The sequence below is a fragment of the Bradyrhizobium hereditatis genome (assembly GCF_020329435.1).
GTDB lineage: Bacteria > Pseudomonadota > Alphaproteobacteria > Rhizobiales > Xanthobacteraceae > Bradyrhizobium > Bradyrhizobium hereditatis.
This window is the reverse complement of the sequence record NZ_JAGKJK010000013.1, coordinates 29,652-46,720: the sequence shown is the minus strand read 5'-3', so window position 1 is coordinate 46,720 and position 17,069 is coordinate 29,652. Positions and strand designations below refer to the sequence as shown.

The window sequence follows — 17,069 nt, the reverse complement described above, 5'->3', positions numbered from 1 at the left end:
CTGCAACTCCCGTTTCGCAACGCAGCATAGCGTCCTCAACTTCCTTGCGAAAATTTAACTGACGAACTTTTTGATCCGCGCTACCTTAACTTCTCAGGGCGGAATTCGTCCGGTAGCAAAAGGAGAGCCAAATGGCTTGGAAAGTACCGAAGATCGTCGAAGTGCCGGTGGGCATGGAAATCAACATGTATATGTGCGCCACCCGCAAGTAAGCGATAGCGCAAATTCACGATATCATGAGGGTGGACCGCCGGGCTGGTGCCGTCCCGAACAGGGAGACGCGTCGCCAGGTCGCAGTCCACCTCATGCCGTTTGCTCCCGGGCCTGGCGCCCGGGTTTATTTCGATAGGTTTCAGAGTTGCCAGGAGACGGATCATGCTACGCGTCGTCGTCCTGGGCGCCGCGGCCGGCGGCGGTGTTCCGCAGTGGAACTGCGGATGTCCGGTGTGCCGGAAAGCACGAAGCGAAAATCCGGAATTGCGGAGCACGCAGGCTTCAATTGCGGTCAGCGCCGATAGCGAGCATTGGTACCTCGTCAACGCCTCTCCGGACCTCCGTCAGCAGCTCATTGCGACGCCGCAGCTTCATCCCAAGGCAGGCCAATTGCGTCACAGCCCGGTCGCTGGCGTCATCCTGACCAATGGTGAAATCGATGCGGTCGCTGGGCTGTTGTCGATGCGCGAGGGCTCACCTTTTACGCTCTACGCGCATGAGCGGGTGCTTGCGATTTTGCGTTCCAACAGCATCTTTAACGTGCTGGGCGAAAAGAACGTGAAGCGGCGGCCGATCGAAATCGATCAGGCCTTCGAGCCAGCCCTCCCCGACGGCTCGCCCTCGGGCATCGAAATCCTTCCCTTTGCGGTTCCCGGCAAGGGCGCGTGGTATCTCGAGGGCAAGGTGCATCCGGAGGGCGGCGACGCCGCGGGCGATACGCTCGGGCTTCGCATTCTGGACAAGACAAGCGGCAAGTATTTCTATTTCCTGGCCGCCTGTGCGCGGATGACCGACGATCTCAAGTCGCGGTTAAAGGGCGCCGCGCTCGTATTCTTCGACGGCACGGTGTGGCGCGACGATGAATTGATCGTCCAAGGCCTCGGCGCCAAGACGGGACAGAGCATGGGTCATATTGCGATGTCGGGTGAACAGGGAGCTATCGCGAGCCTTGCCGGCGTCGATATCGGCCGCAAGATGTTCCTGCATATCAACAACTCCAACCCTGCCCTTCTCTCCGGCTCGGACGAGCGAAAAGCGTTGGAACAGGCAGGCTGGCAGATTCCAGCAGACGGAACGGAGATCACGCTGTGAATGTGGTGCCTACCAGCGGAATGACCGCGTTGTCGATCGGCAAGGGCGTCACGCTCAATAATGCCGAGGAACTCGAAGCGATGCTTCGCCACATCGGCGCCACGCGCTATCACAATCTGCACCCATTCCACCGGCTGCTGCACGGCGGCGAGCTCAACAAGGGACAGGTGCAGGCCTGGGCGCTGAACCGCTATTTTTACCAGAGCACGATCCCGCTGAAGGACGCGATGGTGATCTCCAGGTTCCGCGACCGTGCCACCAGGATCGAATGGCGGCGCCGGATCGAGGATCATGATGGCGATATCGGCTCCGAGGGCGGCATCGAACGCTGGCTGAAACTGACGGAGGGCCTCGGGCTCGATACTGCCTATGTGGAATCCACTGAAGGCATCCTGCCCGCGACGCGATTTGCGGTGGAAGCCTATGTGCATTTCTGCCGCGATCGGACGCCGCTGGAGGCCATTGCCTCCTCGCTGACGGAGTTGTTTGCGCCGAACCTGCATGAGGAGCGCATCTCCGGCATGCTGCAGCACTACAATTTCGTCAATCCTGAGATCATGAGCTATTTCAGCCGCCGCCTGACGCAGGCGCCGCGTGATGCCGGCTTCGCGCTGCAATACGTCAAGGCCAATGCGAAGACGCAGGCGGAGCGCGAGGCGGTCTGCAACGCGCTGATCTTCAAGACCAATGTGCTATGGGTTCAGCTCGACGCGCTGTATCATGCCTATGTCGACGGCCACATTCCGCCCGGCGCGTTCGTGCCCAAAGGGGACTAACCATGGCATTGAGCCGCAACATCAGTGTCAGCGAGGCGAGCCGGCCGAAATTGCCGCGGCACGCAAGGCTGAGATTCGATGAGACGCGGCAGGTCTGGGTGATCCTGGCGCCGGAGCGCGTGCTGGCGCCGGACGAGATCGCAGTCGAGGTGCTGCAGCTTTGCGACGGCGTGCGCAGCGTGGCTGATATCATCGACCAGCTCACGGTCAAGTACACAGCCCCCCGCGATGCGATCGCCACCGACGTCATCGCGATGCTGCAAGACCTCGCCGACAAGGGCTTTCTGACCGAAGCGCGAGAGAAGACGTCATGAGCGACATTCTCGCCGATAGCAAAACAGCCGGCACCGCCGCCCCGAGCGACGGGCTCGCGGTTCTGGAGTCACAACGTTCGACCGCGGAAACGTTCGGCATTCCCCTCGCCGTGCTCGCCGAGCTGACGCATCGTTGCCCGCTGCAATGCCCCTATTGCTCCAATCCGGTCGAGCTCGACCGTGCGGGCGCCGAACTGACGACCGATGAATGGAAGAGGGTCTTGAGCGAACTCGCCGAAATCGGCGTGCTGCAGATCCATTTCTCCGGCGGCGAGCCGACCGCGCGCAAGGACCTGGTGGAATTGGTGCAGCATGCGACCGATGTCGGGCTCTACAGCAATCTCATCACATCGGCGGTACTGCTTACAAAGGAAAAGCTTTCGGCGCTGGCCGATGCCGGGCTCTGCCATGTGCAGATCAGTTTTCAGGGCAACGAGCCGGTCATCGCAGATCGTGTCGCCGGGCTGAAAAACGCGCATGAGAAAAAGCTTGAGGTCGCGAAATGGACGCGCGAGCTCGACCTGCCGCTGACGGTGAATGCGGTCATGCATCGCCAGAACCTGCATCAGCTCCCCGACATCATCCAGATGGCGGTCGATCTCGACGCCGACCGGCTCGAGGTCGCCAACGTGCAGTATTACGGCTGGGCCTTGAAGAACCGCGCAGCGCTGATGCCGACGCTCGAACAGATCGAGGAGGCCAGCCGCATCGTCGAGGAAGCCGCGACACGCCTGAAGGGCATTCTCGCCATCGACTATGTGGTGCCGGACTATTACGCGCTGCGGCCAAAGAAATGCATGGGCGGCTGGGGCCGGCAATTCTTCAACATCTCGCCAGCCGGCAAGGTGCTGCCTTGCCACGCCGCCGAAAGCATCACCGGGCTCGAATTCGAATCCGTGCGCTCGAACCATTCGATCGCCTGGATCTGGCAGAACTCCGAAGCCTTCAACCGCTACCGTGGTACCGGCTGGATGCCCGAGCCGTGCAAGAGCTGCGAATTCCGCGAAATCGATTTCGGCGGCTGCCGCTGCCAGGCTTTTGCGCTGACCGGCGATGCCGGCAATACCGACCCGGCTTGCACGCTGTCGCCGCGGCATGAGGAGATTTTCAGGCAGGCCGAGCGCGAGGCCGCCGCGCACCAGGACCGCTTCCTCTACCGCAATTTCGCCGGCGGCACGCTCGAGACGGAACGCGAGCATGGCGCCTGACGCCGACGCCGGCAAATCCATCCAACGCGCCGATCCGTTTGCCCCGCTGACCTCGGAGCATCTCGCGGTCGGCGACGGCCACGAAATCTATGTCGAAAGCGTCGGCCGATCCGGCGGCATTCCCGCAGTCTATCTGCATGGCGGGCCCGGCAGCGGCTGCCAGACGGACCATCGCCGGCTGTTCGATCCCGAACGCTTTCATGCCGTGCTATTCGACCAGCGCGGCGCGGGCCGCAGCCGGCCCAAGGGCGGCCGTGAGGCCAACACGCTGCCGCACCTGATCTCGGACATCGAGATGATCCGCGAGAAATTCGGCTTCGAGCGCTGGATCATCGTTGGCGGCTCCTGGGGTGCAACGCTGGCGCTGGCGTATGCAGAGGCCCATCCCGACCGTGTCACCGGTATCGTGCTGCGCGCGACCTTCCTCGGCACGATCCAGGAAATCGAAAACGGATTTCTCAACACGCTGCCAAGGTTTTACCCCGGCCTTTACGACGACTTCATCAGCGTGTTGCCGCAAGATGAACGCGCCGAGCCACTGCAAGCCTATTTCCGCAGGATCCTCGATCCCAATCCCGACGTGAATATTCCCGCGGCGCGGGCCTGGGGCGAGACCGAACGTATCCTTTCCGAACACACGCCGAACCGCACGCGCCTTGATCTGGCGGCGCTCAGTTCGTCGCGGGGCCTGCCGACGACGCCGTTCATGGAAGCGCATTACTTTGCCCATGACTGCTTCATGCAACCGGAGCAGTTGCTACGTGAAGCGGGCAAGCTTGCCGGTATCCCCGGCATCATCGTGCAGGGCCGGTACGACTTGCTCTGCCCGCCCGCGATCTCGCACGCACTTGCGGCCGAATGGCGCGAGGCGGAAATCCGGTTTGTCGAGGGCGCCGGGCACACGCTGTATGACCCCGGCGTTCGCGATGCCGTGATGAAAGCAATCGCGGACATGGCATCCAGAACTGGCAAATAGGAAACAAGAACATGCCGATGGCAGGAAAAGGCATGCTGCTGACGTCGATGAATATCGACCCTGTGCATGAAGCCGAATTCAATCGCTGGTACGACCGCGAGCATATTGAGGAGCGCGTCGCGATCGATGGCTTTCTCGAAGCCCGTCGCTATGTCGCCCATGACGGCAACCCGAAATATCTCAGCCTCTACTCGACCGAAACCTTCGAGGTGCTGGACAGCCCGGCCTATCGCACTGCGCTGGCGAACCAGACCGCGTGGTCGAAAGCCAACATCGCCCGCTTCCAGAACATGATCCGGGCGGTAGCGCGTATTACGGTCAGCCGCGGCACCGGCCGCGGCGCGGCGCTCGGCATTGTCAGGCTGCGTCCTCAGGCCGGCGGCGAGGACAAGCTGCGTGCCGCGCTGGCCGAGCAGCTCGATCCTACCCAGCTCGACGGCATCATCTCCCTGCATCTGATCGAGAGCGATCCGGCGCTCTCGAAGCCGATCACCGATGATCCCTCGGCGGCCGATCCGGGCGCCGGCGACTGGTTCGTGCTAATCGATGCGACTGACGTCGGCGCAGTGCCTGCGGCGATGCTGCGGTTTTCCGGCAATATCGCATTGAAGCCGCTGATCATCTCGAGCGGAATCTACCGCCTGATGTGGGATCTGGCGAAGAGCGATCTCGGCTAGGCGCTTTCGCTGCTGCCGACCGTTTCACGAAGTTGCGTGAGCGGTTGTCGGCTTGATCGCGACATTCCAGAACGGTAACTGGCGATGCCGCTCCGTAGAAACCCGGTGAAGACGTTGTTAACTCGATGTCGAGTAAACCGGTGGCCGAGCGGGCCCGCGCGATCAGTGCTTGCGCCAAGCGGCTTCAATTTTTCTTCTCGTAACACTCGAACGTCTTGATAAGGCAGATGAGAACTTCTGCGGAAGTCTCTCACATCGCTTTCAATTACCCTGCTGATGTTATCTCTCAGATGTGCGATGGTCGCCTGGAAGCGCTCCTTCTGGGTGCAGCGGACGACCGATCGGCTGAAGTTGCCCATATGCATCTACTTCCTTGCTAAAGTCGTCCCAAGCGCTTGGTGAGTCCCCCGGTATTTTCAGTCGACACTGGAGTTGAATCGCATGGCGGAAAAGTCCGCAGGCAGTGTCGCCGAGATTTTCGCCGCCTTCCTCAAACTCGGCCTCACATCGTTCGGTGGGCCGATCGCGCATCTCGGCTACTTCAGGGCCGAGTTTGTCGAGCGTCGGAAATGGCTGAGCGAAAGCAGCTATGCGGATATTGTTGCGCTATGCCAGTTCTTGCCGGGGCCGGCTTCCAGCCAGGTCGGCTTCGCGCTCGGCATTCTGCACGGCAACGGTTTGCTTGGCGGACTGGCAGCGTGGTCCGCCTTCACGATGCCGTCGGCCATTATTCTCTTTGCCTTCGCGCTCGGCGCGACCGCGTTCACCGGTCCGTTCGCCGAAGGCGTGCTCCATGGCCTCAAGCTGGTCGCCGTCGCCGTGGTCGCACAGGCGATCTGGGGCATGGCAAAGAACCTGACGCCGGACCGAGAGCGGGCAACCATCGCACTCGCGGCCGTCGCGATCGTGGTTTTCATCGGCGGATCGTTCGGCCAGATCGGCGCCATCGCGCTCGGCGCGCTGGCCGGGCTTTGGCTATGCCGCGGAGAAGGACCCGAGGCGACCGGCCAGCTCGGCTTTTCCGTATCGCCCCAACACGGCATCGCGGCGCTCGTGCTGTTTGCGATTCTATTCCTGATCACGCCACTGGTGACGGCCAAAACCGGCTCCCAGGCGCTTGCGCTGTTTGATGCGTTTTATCGTTCCGGCGCGCTGGTGTTCGGGGGCGGCCATGTCGTGCTGCCGCTGCTACAGGCGGAGGTCGTCACGCCGGGCTGGGTCAGCAACGCGGATTTCCTCGCCGGCTACGGCATGGCGCAGGCCGTGCCCGGCCCGCTCTTCACCTTTGCAGCCTATCTCGGCGCCGTCTCAGGGCCGCCTCCCAACGGTCTTGCCGGCGCCGTGATCGCGCTCATCGCGTTGTCGCTGCCGGGGCTGCTCTTGGTCTACGGCATGCTGCCGTTTTGGGATGCGCTGCGCCTGCATCCCACCGCTCAGGCCGCGATGCGCGGCACCAATGCCGCCGTCGTCGGCATTCTCGGTGCTGCGCTCTACAATCCGGTCTGGACCAGCGCCGTGCTTAGCCCACGCGATTTCGCGGTGGCGCTCGCCGGCTTCCTGCTGCTGACGGTCTGGAAGCTGCCGCCATGGATTGTCGTCGTTGTGCTGGCCATGGCCGGTGCAATGCTGCGGATGATCTGAGCAAGCCGCCTCATCTGCGTGCATTTCGTTCGGCGTTGCTGCGCTGGAACAGATCGCATTTGCACATCGCGATGCAGTGCACTGCACATACTGCACTGCCACATCAGCGCTGCGACGGTAAGTCCACGCCTCCATGCAATTGATAATTGGAGATCGCGCAAAATTGCCTTTGTGCGACGTCTGGAATGGCTCTAATAAGATAAGCCTATGATCCAATTCAAAAACCACAAGAACGCTCGCTAAAGCGTTCATAGGCAAAATAAGGCCGCGTTGCGGTTGCCGGCGCGGGACAAGGTAGGAATGAAACCGACTGACATCTCGGCGCCAGACTACTTTCACAAGGTGGTCGATTGCCAATGGGCCTGCCCCGCACACACGCCGGTTCCCGAATACATTCGTCTGATTGCCGAGGGGCGTTATAGCGACGCCTATATGATCAACTGGAAATCCAATGTGTTTCCCGGAATCCTGGGACGCACCTGCGATCGTCCATGCGAGCCGGCGTGCCGCCGCGGCCGTGTCGAGGAGAATCCGGTTGCCATCTGCCGCCTGAAGCGCGTCGCCGCCGACTTCAAGGACGACATCAGGCTCCGCTTACCGAAGCCGGTCGCCAAGAACGGCAAGCGCATCGCGCTGGTCGGTGGCGGTCCTGCCTCTCTTACAGTAGCGCGCGATCTCGCACCGCTTGGTTATCACTGCACCGTGTTCGATTCCGATCCGAAGGCGGGTGGCATGATGCGGAGCCAGATTCCGAAATTCCGCCTGCCCGATACCGTCATCGATGAGGAGACCGGCTATATCCTGGGCCTCGGCGTCGAGTTCAAGGCCGGCCATCGCATCGACAGTCTCAAGAAGCTGCTAGCTGAAAATTACGACGCGATCTTCATCGGTTCAGGCGCGCCGCGCGGCCGCGAGCTCGACATTCCCGGTCGCAAGGAAGCTGCCGCCAACATCCATATCGGCATTGAATGGCTGGCTTCAGTCTCGTTCGGCCATGTCGAGAAGATCGGCCGCCGCGTGATCGTGCTCGGCGGCGGCAACACCGCGATGGATTGCTGCCGCACTGCGCGCCGGCTTGGTGGCGCGGACGTCAAGGTAATCGTCCGTTCCGGCTTTGATGAGATGAAGGCGAGCCCCTGGGAGAAGGAGGACGCCATTCACGAGGATATTCCGATCCTCAATTACATGGTGCCGATCGCATTCAAGCACGTAGCCGGCAAGCTCATCGGCGTCACCTTCCAGAAGGTGAAGGCCGAATACGACGCCAAGGGCCGCCGCAATCTTGTTCCTTCAGGTGAACCGGACCAGACCATCCCCTGCGATGACGTCTTGGTCGCGGTCGGCCAGGAGAACGCGTTCCCCTGGATCGAGCGCGACTGCGGCATCGAGTTCGACAAGTGGAACATGCCGCAGGTCGATCCGAAGACGTTTGTGTCGACCAACCCGAAGGTGTTCTTCGGCGGCGACGCCGCCTTCGGCCCGAAGAACATCATTTGGGCGGTGGCGCATGGCCATGACGCTGCGCTGTCGATCCACAAGATGCTGTCGGGCGAAGACATCAACGACCGTCCGCTTCCCGAAGTGCAAGTCACCTCGCAAAAGATGGGCATCCACGAGTGGAGCTACGACAACGATATCTCCGGCGACAAGCGCTTCAAGGTGCCACATCGCGACAAGGTGATCGCGCTGAAGGACATCAAGGCCGAGGTCGAGCTCGGCTATGACGTCAAGCTGGCGCTTGGCGAGGCGCAGCGCTGCCTGAACTGCGACGTGCAGACTGTGTTCTCGGCGCCTGCCTGCATCGAATGCGACGCCTGCGTCGACATTTGCCCGATGGACTGCATCACGTTCACAGAGAACGGCGAGGAAGCGGATCTGCGGCAGCGGCTGAAGGCGCCCTCGCCGCATCACGACCAGGCGCTTTATGTCGCCGAAGGTCTCAAGACCGGCCGCGTCATGGTTAAGGACGAGGACGTTTGCCTGCATTGCGGGCTGTGTGCCGAGCGCTGTCCGACCGGCGCCTGGGACATGCAAAAGTATCTCATCGATATGACTCACGCAGGTTCAACGTGCCCGACCAAAGCCCGATCAGCAGCGTAAACGACTTCGTCGTCCGCTTCGCCAACGTCAACGGCTCGGGTTCGGCGAGCGCCAACGAACTGTTCGCGCGTTCGATCCTGCGCCACGGCGTGCCGGTTTCCCCGCGCAACATCTTCCCCTCCAATATCCAGGGCCTGCCGACCTGGTACGAGGTGCGCGTCACCGAGGCCGGCCATCTCGGCGCCCGCGGCGGCGTCGACATGATGGTGGCGATGAACCCGCAGACCTGGGACAAGGACGTCGCCTCGATCGAACCCGGCGGTTACCTGTTCTACGATTCGACCAAGCCGATGCCGTCGTCGAAGTTTCGCAGCGACATCACCGTGATCGGCGTGCCGCTGACCGCGATCACCAACTCGACCTACACCGACCCGCGCCAGCGCCAGCTGTTCAAGAACATCATCTATCTCGGGGCGCTCTGTGCGCTGCTTGACATGGATCCGAAGCTGATCGAGCAGCTGATCGGCGAGCAGTACAAGACCAAGGAAAAGCTCCTGTCGTCGAACGTGCACGCGCTGCATCTCGGCCGCGACTGGGCGCTGCAGAACCTGAAATGCCCGATCGGGCTGCAGGTAAAGAAATCCGACAAGGTCGGCGACCGCATCTTCATGGAAGGCAACAGCGCGGCCGCGCTCGGTGCGGTCTATGGCGGAGCCACCGTCTGCGCCTGGTATCCCATCACGCCGTCCTCGTCGGTGGCGGAGGCTTTCACCAGCCACTGCAAGAAGCTGCGGCATGATCCCAAGACCGGCAAGGCGAAATACGCCATCGTGCAGGGCGAAGACGAGCTCGCCTCGATCGGCATCGTGATCGGCGCCTCCTGGAATGGCGCGCGGGCCTTCACTGCCACCTCCGGTCCCGGCATCTCCTTGATGACGGAGTTCATCGGCCTCTCATATTTTGCGGAAATCCCGGCCGTGATCATGAATATTCAGCGCGCCGGCCCATCGACGGGCATGCCGACGCGCACCCAGCAATGCGACATCATCGCCTGCGCCTATGCTTCGCATGGCGACACCAAGCATGTCCTGCTGTTCCCGGAAGATCCGGCCGAAGCATTCGAATTCGCGGCGCAGTCGTTCGATCTCGCCGACCGGCTGCAGACCACGATCTTCTTGATGCTCGACCTCGACATCGGCATGAACCATCGCCTTTGCCGGCCGCTGAAATGGGATGACGGCAGGCAGTATGATCGCGGCAAGGTCATGACGGCAGCGATGCTCGACGAACCCGGTCGCGATTTCGGCCGTTACCTCGATGTCGACGGCGACGGCATTCCCTATCGCACCTATCCCGGCACGCACCCAACCAAGGGCTCGTTCTTCACGCGCGGCACCTCGCGCGACCGCTACGCGCGCTATTCGGAAGAAGGCGCGATCTACGCCGACAACATGCAGCGCCTGGTGCGCAAGTTCGAGACCGCGCAGGACCTGGTGCCGCGGCCGTTGCAGGCCAACGCCGCCAAGCCGACCAAATACGGCGTGATCTATTTCGGCTCGACCGCGCCCGCGATGGACGAGGCGATCGGGCTGTTGGAAGCGCGCGGCCACCAGCTCGACCGCATGCGCATCCGCGCTTTCCCGTTCCACTCCAGCGTGGCGAGCTTCATCGCCGACCATGATTTCGTTTACGTCGTCGAGCAGAACCGCGATGCCCAGTTGCGGCAGTTGATCGTTAACGAGAACGGCATCGATCCGGTCCGGCTGGTGCCGATCCTGCACTATGACGGCACGCCTATCACCGCCCGCTTCATCGCCAACGCCATCGGCGACCATCAGGACCACCTGAAGGTGACGCCTCTCCGCAAGGCCGTGTCATGACCTACATCGCAAAACCCAAGTTCCATCATCCCGGCCTGAAGAAGAACGATCTCGGCTATACCCACCGCGACTACGAAGGCAAGATTTCGACCCTGTGCGCCGGCTGCGGCCACGACTCGATCACGGCTTCCATCATCGAGGCCTGCTTCGAGCTGTCGATCGAGCCGCATCGGGTGGCGAAGATTTCCGGCATCGGCTGCTCGTCGAAGACGCCGGACTACTTCCTCGGCAATTCGCACGGCTTCAACTCGGTGCACGGCCGCATGCCGTCGGTTTTGACGGGCGCCAACCTCGCCAACCGCGACCTGATCTATCTCGGCGTCTCCGGTGACGGCGACAGCGCCTCGATCGGCTTCGGCCAGTTCGCGCATTCGATCCGTCGCGGCGTCAACATGACCTACATCGTCGAGAACAATGGCGTGTATGGGCTGACCAAGGGCCAGTTCTCGGCGACCGCCGACCGCGGCTCGAAGTCGAAGAAGGGCGTGATGAACACCGATAACGCCATTGATCTCGTGGCGATCGCGCTGCAACTCGGCGCCAGCTTCGTGGCACGCAGCTTCTCCGGCGACAAGACCCAGCTGGTGCCGCTGATCGCCGCCGCGATCCGCCACAAGGGCGCCTCCTTCATCGACGTCATCAGCCCCTGCATCGCCTTCAACAATCACGCCGGCTCGACCAAGAGCTTTGATTACGTTCGCGAGCACAATGATGCGGTGAACCGCCTCGACGTGCTCACCGGCCGCGATCCGATCACGGTCGATTACTCGCCGGGGACGGTACAGGTGGTCGAGCAGCATGACGGCACGCGGCTGGCGCTGCGCAAGATCGACGCCGATTACGATGCCAGCGACCGGCTCGCAGCGATGACCTTCCTGCAAAAGCACGCCGCCAAGGGCCAGGTGGTCACCGGGCTTCTCTATGTCGATCCTGACGCGGAAGACCTGCACACGCATCTCGACACGGTCGAGACGCCGCTCAACAAGCTGGAAGCCGAGGATCTCTGCCCCGGCAGCGCGGCGCTGGAAAAGATCAACGCCAGCCTGCGCTAGCTCTACCGCGTCAAAGCTTGCTAAAAGCCCCATCGTGAGGGAGCAGCAGTAGAGTTGGCTACGCCGCCACGGCGATGTTGCGCGGGTGCGCGACATATTCCTTCAGGACCGTGCCGGACGCATCGCTCTCGACCAGCGACACGTCATAGGTCCAGAGGTCGGCCAGATGCTGCAGCACGCGCTTGGTGTCGGCTTCGCTGAGCTGGGCTCCCTTCACCACGGTATGGCGCAGCATCAGGCGGCGGTCGCCGGCAAGGTCGACATCGACGACTTCGATGTTCGCGTCGATGTAGCCGACATCATATTGCCGGGCCAGTTCGCGGCGCAGCCGGCGATAGCCCCGTTCGTTGTGGATCGCATCGACCAGGATGCCGGACCGCTCCTCCGGATCATCGTGCAGATGGAACATGCGGAAGTGCCGCATCAGGCGCGGACTTAAGTATTGGCTGATGAAGCTCTCATCGCGATAGTTGGCCCAGATGTCGCGGAGCACACCCATCGCGTCGCCGGTGCCGGCAATGTCGGGGAACCATTCGCGGTCTTCGTCTTCGGGATCGGTGACGATGCGCTCGATGTCCTGCATCATCGCAAATCCCAGCGCATACGGGTTGAAGCCGGAATAGCGCGGATCGTCGAATTCGGGCTGGAATACGACGTTGGTGTGCGACTGCAGGAATTCGAGGAAATTCCCGTCGGTCAGCCGTCCCTGCTCGTGCAGACGGCTCATGATGCGGTAGTGAACGTAGGTCGCAGTGCCCTCGTTCATCACCTTGGTCTGGCTCTGCGGATAGAAATACTGCGCGATGTGCCGCACAATCCGCAGTATCTCGCGTTGCCAGGGCTTCAGCCGCGGCGCCGTCTTCTCGAGGAAATACAGCAGGTTTTCCTGGGGCAGACCGAGCATCTTGCGGCGGCGCTCGACGTCCAGTATCGCGCTGGTCTTTGCGGGGCCGGTCGGAACGGTGCGCCACAGATCATTGAACTCCCTCTCCTCGTGGGCACGGCGCCTGCCCGCCCGCTTCTCTTCCGCGCGAAGATCGAGACTTTTCTTGCCGGGATAACGATCGATGCCATGCGACATCAGGGCGTGCGCGGCATCGAGCGTGTGCTCGACCGCCATCCGGCCGTGGCGTTCCTCGCAATGCGCCACATAGCGCTTGGCGAATTCGAGATAGTCGAGAATGCCGTCGGCGTCGGTCCATTGCTTGAACAGATAATTGTTCTTGAAGAAATGGTTATGACCGAAGGCGGCATGCGCGATGACGAGCGCCTGCATCGTCGCGGTGTTTTCCTCCATCAGGTAGGAAATGCACGGCGAGGAATTGATGACGATCTCGTAGGCCAGCCCCATCAACCCCTTGCGATAGGACGCCTCCTGAAAGGCAAAGTGCTTGCCGAATGACCAGTGCTTGTAGAACAGCGGCATGCCGACGGATGAATAGGCGTCCAGCATCTGCTCGGCGGTGATGACTTCGATCTGGTTGGGGTAGACGTCGAGCTTTAGTTCGTCCCTAGCCACCTCCTCGCAGGCGTCGCAGATGCGCTGCAGCGTCCGGAAATCCCAGTCAGCGCCCTGAAACAGCAACTGATCGGTCGCGGTCATGATGCGGTCCTTTCCTGCGGACCCCGACGCTGGAAGAGATCGTGGAACACCGGGAAGATCTCGCTGCGTTCGTTGACCTTGCGCATCGATAGCGGAGCGCCATTGGCGCGCAGGCCGTCGTAGAGAGTCCAGAGCGCCGAATTGGGCATTTCGTAGGATAGACCGTTTTCCTGGCCGACTTCCAGATAGGCAAAGAACTGGGTGACCGGCAGGATCATGTCCGTCAGAAGCCGACCGGCGACCTCGCCGTCCGCATAGGAATTGTCGCCGTCGGACGCCTGCGCGGCATAGATGTTCCAGTCCGCCGGGCGGAATCGGGTGCGCACGATATCATGCATCGCCTGCAGCGCACTCGACACCAGCGTGCCGCCGGAAGCCGGTCCGTAGAAGAACGTCTGCTCGTCGACCTCCTCGGCACGGTCGGTATGCCGGATGAAAACAATCTCGACATGACGGTAGCGCCGCTTCAGGAACACGTAGAGCAGCATATAGAAACGCTTGGCGAGATCCTTCATATGCTCGGTCATCGAACCCGAGACGTCCATCAGGCAAAACATGACCGCCTGCGCCACCGGCTTCGGCACGGTCTCGAAGCGCCGGTAGCGGATGTCGATCGGATCGATGAAGGGGATCCGCTTGATCTTCGCCTTCAAGGCCTCAATCTCGGCCAGGAGCTCGGCGCGGCGCGCCTCGCTGCAATTCTCAAGCTCGGCCTCGAGTTCCGCCAGCGCCTCCGGCCGCGGTCGCCGCAGCGCGACGCGCCGCGCCAACGCACGACTTACCGTCCGGCTCACCGAAATATTAGCGGGCGAGCCGGACGTCGAGTAACCCGCGCGGCGGATGCCTTCGCTTTCGACCTCGGCCAGCTTGCGCTTGGCGAGATCGGGCAGCTCCAGGTCGTCCAGGAACAGGTCGACAAACTCGTCGCGGCTGAGCACGAAGCGGAACGTATCCTCACTGTCGCCCTCGCCGGCCTGCCTTCCACCCCTGCCACCGCCCTGGTTCGGCCGCGGCAGGATGTCGCCCTCGACGAACTTCTTGTTGCCAGGCAACACCATGTCGCGCGTGCCGCCCTCGCGACGAAAGCGCGGCTCGTCCATGCCGTCGATCGGGACGCTGACCTCGCCGCCTTCCAGGACGTCCTTGATGTCCCGGTCCTGCGACGACTTCTTCACCGCCCCTTGAACCAGCGCCTTGGCTCGACGCAAAAAGCGCTGGCGATTTTCGAGACTCTTGCTGCCTGGATTCAGGCGCCGGTCAACGATGTGAATTGCCACGGTCTCATCCGCCTCAGCCTGCCTGTTTCACGCGCATGTACCACTCGACCAACCGGCGGACTTGCCGCTCGGTATAGCCGCGCTCGACCATGCGGGCGACAAACTCGCCGTGCTTCTTTTCGGTCTCGCCGTCTTTCTTCGAGCCGAACGAGATCACCGGAAGCAGGTCCTCGACCTGGGAGAATATCCGCTTTTCGATCACTTCGCGAATCTTCTCGTAGCTGGTCCAGGCCGGGTTCTTGCCGGCGTTCTGGGCGCGCGAGCGCAGCGAGAACTTGACGACCTCGTTGCGGAAGTCCTTCGGATTGGCGATGCCCGCCGGCTTTTCGATCTTGGTCAGCTCCTGATTGAGCAGCTCGCGATCGAGCAGTTGTCCAGTGTCGGGATCCTTGAAGTCCTGATCTTCGATCCAGGCGTCGGCATAATCGACGTAGCGATCGAACAGGTTCTGGCCGTAATCCGCATAGGATTCCAGATACGCCTTCTGGATCTCGTTCCCGATGAACTCGGCATAGCGCGGCGCCAGCTCGGCCTTGATGAATTCGAGGTAACGCTTCTCGACCTCGTCGGGCAGCTGCTCGCGCCGGATCGCCTGCTCGAGCGTGTACATCAGATGGACCGCGTCGGCACCGACTTCATTGGTGTCGTGGTTGAACGTCGCCGCGAGCACCTTGAAGGCGAAGCGGGTCGAAACGCCGTCCATGCCCTCATCGACGCCGGCAGCATCCCTGTATTCCTGGACGCTGCGCGCCTTCGGATCGGATTCCTTCAGGCTTTCACCGTCGTAGATCCGCATCTTGGCGAATATGGTCGAGTTCTCGTGCTTGCGCAGCCGCGACATCACCGAGAAGCGCGCCATCGTCTCCAGCGTGGCCGGGGCGCACGGCGCGTTGGCGAGTTCGGAGCCCTGGATCAGCTTCTCGTAGATCTTCTGCTCTTCGGTGACGCGCAGGACATACGGCACCTTGATCACGCAGATGCGGTCGATGAAGGCTTCATTGTTCTTGTTGGACTTGAAGCTCTGCCATTCGGCCTCGTTGGAGTGAGCGAGAATGATGCCAGTGAACGGGATCGCGCCGATATTCTCGGTGCCGATGTAGTTGCCTTCCTGGGTTGCCGTGAGCAACGGATGCAGCATCTTGATCGGCGCCTTGAACATTTCGACGAATTCGAGAATGCCCTGATTGGCGCGATTGAGACCTCCCGAATAGCTGTAAGCATCAGGATCGTTCTGAGCGTAGGTCTCCAGCTTGCGGATGTCGACCTTGCCGACCAGCGAAGAGATATCCTGATTGTTTTCGTCGCCCGGCTCGGTCTTTGCGATCGCGATCTGACGGAGCCGCGACGGCTGGATCTTGGCGACGCGGAATTGCGAGATGTCACCGCCGAAAGCTTCGAGGCGCTTATAGCACCACGGGCTCATCAGGCCGCTCAGGCGTCGTCGCGGAATGCCATACTTTTCCTCGAGCATCGGCCCGAGCGATTCCGGATCGAACAGGCCGAGCGGGCTTTCGAACACGGGGCTGAGTTCGTCGCCGGCCTTCAGCACATAGATGGGATGAACTTCCATCAGCGACTTGAGGCGTTCGGCAAGCGACGATTTTCCGCCGCCGACAGGTCCGAGCAGATAGAGAATCTGCTTGCGCTCTTCGAGCCCCTGGGCTGCGTGACGGAAGAATCCGACGATGCGCTCGATCGTATCCTCCATGCCGTAGAAACCGGAGAAGGCCGGATAGAGCCGCATCGTGCGATTCAAAAAGATTCGGCCAAGGCGTGGGTCCTTGGCCGTGTCAATCATCTGAGGCTCGCCGATCGCAGCTAGTAGTCGTTCTGCAGCGTTGGCATATCGCATCGGATCGGTTCGACACGACTCCAGGTATTCCGCCATCGACATGTCGGTCTGACTTCGGGCTTCGAAGGACCGGGCGAAAGCATTGAACAGAGAATCGTTGTACATGATCCGTCTCTCCATGGTCACCTGTAAAATGCCGGACGCACCGCTCAGGTTCCAGTTCGGAGCGTCATCAGCTTCCGTTCGCGAATCATCAGCACCTGCACTGATTGGACACGCGAGCGACTTCCGAATGCAATGCAATAGTCGTGCTAAGAGCCTCTACCTCGTAAAGATACGGTGCCATTTCGCTGGCGTTGTAGCCGCCCGGCAACATTTTTCACCGGGGAAGTACCGAACAATATGTAAGGGGTTTTTTAGGGAATGTGAGCGGGTGCACGCTCGAATCTGCGCCAGCCCTGGCAAAGCGCAGGCGGCAAATGCCGCAATTCGGAGGCTCTGAACCGGGGATAAACGCCGCATTTATCG

14 protein-coding genes are annotated in these 17,069 nt (G+C 61.5%); 11 read left to right on the top strand and 3 right to left on the bottom strand.

Features of this window, described 5'->3' with window-relative positions; genetic code table 11:
- Positions 1–131: 131 nt before the first annotated feature.
- From pqqA to J6524_RS27050, 11 genes are all read left to right on the top strand, one after another.
- A complete protein-coding gene (pqqA, locus tag J6524_RS27100) occupies positions 132–212 on the top strand; it encodes a pyrroloquinoline quinone precursor peptide PqqA (protein ID WP_225676617.1) in 81 nt (26 codons plus the stop codon).
- Positions 213–375: 163 nt separating this feature from the next.
- The gene (gene pqqB, locus J6524_RS27095; protein WP_225676276.1) at positions 376–1,305 is read left to right on the top strand and encodes a pyrroloquinoline quinone biosynthesis protein PqqB; all 930 of its coding nucleotides are present in this window, start codon (positions 376–378) and stop codon (positions 1,303–1,305) included.
- 20 nt (positions 1,306–1,325) lie between these two features.
- Complete coding sequence (pqqC, locus tag J6524_RS27090) at positions 1,326–2,081, top strand: pyrroloquinoline-quinone synthase PqqC (protein WP_225676615.1); 756 nt, start codon at positions 1,326–1,328, stop codon at positions 2,079–2,081.
- 2 nt (positions 2,082–2,083) lie between these two features.
- Positions 2,084–2,395: a pyrroloquinoline quinone biosynthesis peptide chaperone PqqD gene (pqqD, locus tag J6524_RS27085; RefSeq protein ID WP_225676274.1), complete on the top strand. Its 312-nt coding sequence runs from the start codon at positions 2,084–2,086 to the stop codon at positions 2,393–2,395.
- The gene (pqqE, locus tag J6524_RS27080; RefSeq protein WP_225676272.1) at positions 2,392–3,603 is read left to right on the top strand and encodes a pyrroloquinoline quinone biosynthesis protein PqqE; all 1,212 of its coding nucleotides are present in this window, start codon (positions 2,392–2,394) and stop codon (positions 3,601–3,603) included. Before pqqD ends, pqqE begins: the two co-directional genes overlap by 4 nt.
- A complete protein-coding gene (gene pip / locus J6524_RS27075; RefSeq protein ID WP_225676271.1) occupies positions 3,593–4,579 on the top strand; it encodes a prolyl aminopeptidase in 987 nt (328 codons plus the stop codon). Before pqqE ends, pip begins: the two co-directional genes overlap by 11 nt.
- Before the next feature lie 11 nt (positions 4,580–4,590).
- Positions 4,591–5,256, top strand: coding sequence for a DUF4286 family protein (locus J6524_RS27070; RefSeq protein ID WP_225676268.1), 666 nt, complete (start codon positions 4,591–4,593; stop codon positions 5,254–5,256).
- A 441-nt stretch (positions 5,257–5,697) separates the two neighbouring features.
- Positions 5,698–6,897: a chromate efflux transporter gene (chrA, locus tag J6524_RS27065; RefSeq protein ID WP_225676266.1), complete on the top strand. Its 1,200-nt coding sequence runs from the start codon at positions 5,698–5,700 to the stop codon at positions 6,895–6,897.
- 300 nt (positions 6,898–7,197) lie between these two features.
- Positions 7,198–8,997, top strand: coding sequence for an FAD-dependent oxidoreductase (locus J6524_RS27060; RefSeq protein WP_225676265.1), 1,800 nt, complete (start codon positions 7,198–7,200; stop codon positions 8,995–8,997).
- Entirely contained in the window at positions 8,967–10,817 is a 1,851-nt protein-coding gene (locus J6524_RS27055; protein ID WP_225676263.1) for a 2-oxoacid:acceptor oxidoreductase subunit alpha, read from the top strand. The genes J6524_RS27060 and J6524_RS27055 overlap by 31 nt, the downstream gene beginning before the upstream one ends.
- On the top strand, positions 10,814–11,869 hold the full coding sequence (locus J6524_RS27050) for a 2-oxoacid:ferredoxin oxidoreductase subunit beta (RefSeq protein ID WP_225676260.1): 1,056 nt from the start codon (positions 10,814–10,816) through the stop codon (positions 11,867–11,869). The genes J6524_RS27055 and J6524_RS27050 overlap by 4 nt, the downstream gene beginning before the upstream one ends.
- A 58-nt stretch (positions 11,870–11,927) precedes the next feature.
- On the opposite strand, the gene J6524_RS27045 is transcribed toward J6524_RS27050, so the two are convergent.
- From J6524_RS27045 to J6524_RS27035, 3 genes are read right to left on the bottom strand one after another with little or no spacing between them, the layout of a single operon-like run.
- Positions 11,928–13,472: a SpoVR family protein gene (locus tag J6524_RS27045; RefSeq protein WP_225676258.1), complete on the bottom strand. Its 1,545-nt coding sequence runs from the start codon at positions 13,470–13,472 to the stop codon at positions 11,928–11,930.
- The gene (locus tag J6524_RS27040; RefSeq protein ID WP_376712087.1) at positions 13,469–14,743 is read right to left on the bottom strand and encodes a YeaH/YhbH family protein; all 1,275 of its coding nucleotides are present in this window, start codon (positions 14,741–14,743) and stop codon (positions 13,469–13,471) included. Before J6524_RS27040 ends, J6524_RS27045 begins: the two co-directional genes overlap by 4 nt.
- Positions 14,744–14,762: 19 nt before the next feature.
- Complete coding sequence (locus J6524_RS27035) at positions 14,763–16,706, bottom strand: PrkA family serine protein kinase (RefSeq protein ID WP_225676254.1); 1,944 nt, start codon at positions 16,704–16,706, stop codon at positions 14,763–14,765.
- Positions 16,707–17,069 lie beyond the last annotated feature (363 nt).

What these genes read in the sequence shown, in the direction of transcription:
- pqqA (WP_225676617.1), top strand. Translation starts at nt 132, where the DNA reads ATGGCTTGGAAAGTACCGAAGATCGTCGAAGTGCCGGTGGGCATGGAA.
- pqqB (WP_225676276.1), top strand. Translation starts at nt 376, where the DNA reads ATGCTACGCGTCGTCGTCCTGGGCGCCGCGGCCGGCGGCGGTGTTCCG.
- pqqC (WP_225676615.1), top strand. Translation starts at nt 1,326, where the DNA reads ATGACCGCGTTGTCGATCGGCAAGGGCGTCACGCTCAATAATGCCGAG.
- pqqD (WP_225676274.1), top strand. Translation starts at nt 2,084, where the DNA reads ATGGCATTGAGCCGCAACATCAGTGTCAGCGAGGCGAGCCGGCCGAAA.
- pqqE (WP_225676272.1), top strand. Translation starts at nt 2,392, where the DNA reads ATGAGCGACATTCTCGCCGATAGCAAAACAGCCGGCACCGCCGCCCCG.
- pip (WP_225676271.1), top strand. Translation starts at nt 3,593, where the DNA reads ATGGCGCCTGACGCCGACGCCGGCAAATCCATCCAACGCGCCGATCCG.
- J6524_RS27070 (WP_225676268.1), top strand. Translation starts at nt 4,591, where the DNA reads ATGCCGATGGCAGGAAAAGGCATGCTGCTGACGTCGATGAATATCGAC.
- chrA (WP_225676266.1), top strand. Translation starts at nt 5,698, where the DNA reads ATGGCGGAAAAGTCCGCAGGCAGTGTCGCCGAGATTTTCGCCGCCTTC.
- J6524_RS27060 (WP_225676265.1), top strand. Translation starts at nt 7,198, where the DNA reads ATGAAACCGACTGACATCTCGGCGCCAGACTACTTTCACAAGGTGGTC.
- J6524_RS27050 (WP_225676260.1), top strand. Translation starts at nt 10,814, where the DNA reads ATGACCTACATCGCAAAACCCAAGTTCCATCATCCCGGCCTGAAGAAG.
- J6524_RS27045 (WP_225676258.1), bottom strand. Translation starts at nt 13,472, where the DNA reads ATGACCGCGACCGATCAGTTGCTGTTTCAGGGCGCTGACTGGGATTTC.
- J6524_RS27035 (WP_225676254.1), bottom strand. Translation starts at nt 16,706, where the DNA reads ATGTACAACGATTCTCTGTTCAATGCTTTCGCCCGGTCCTTCGAAGCC.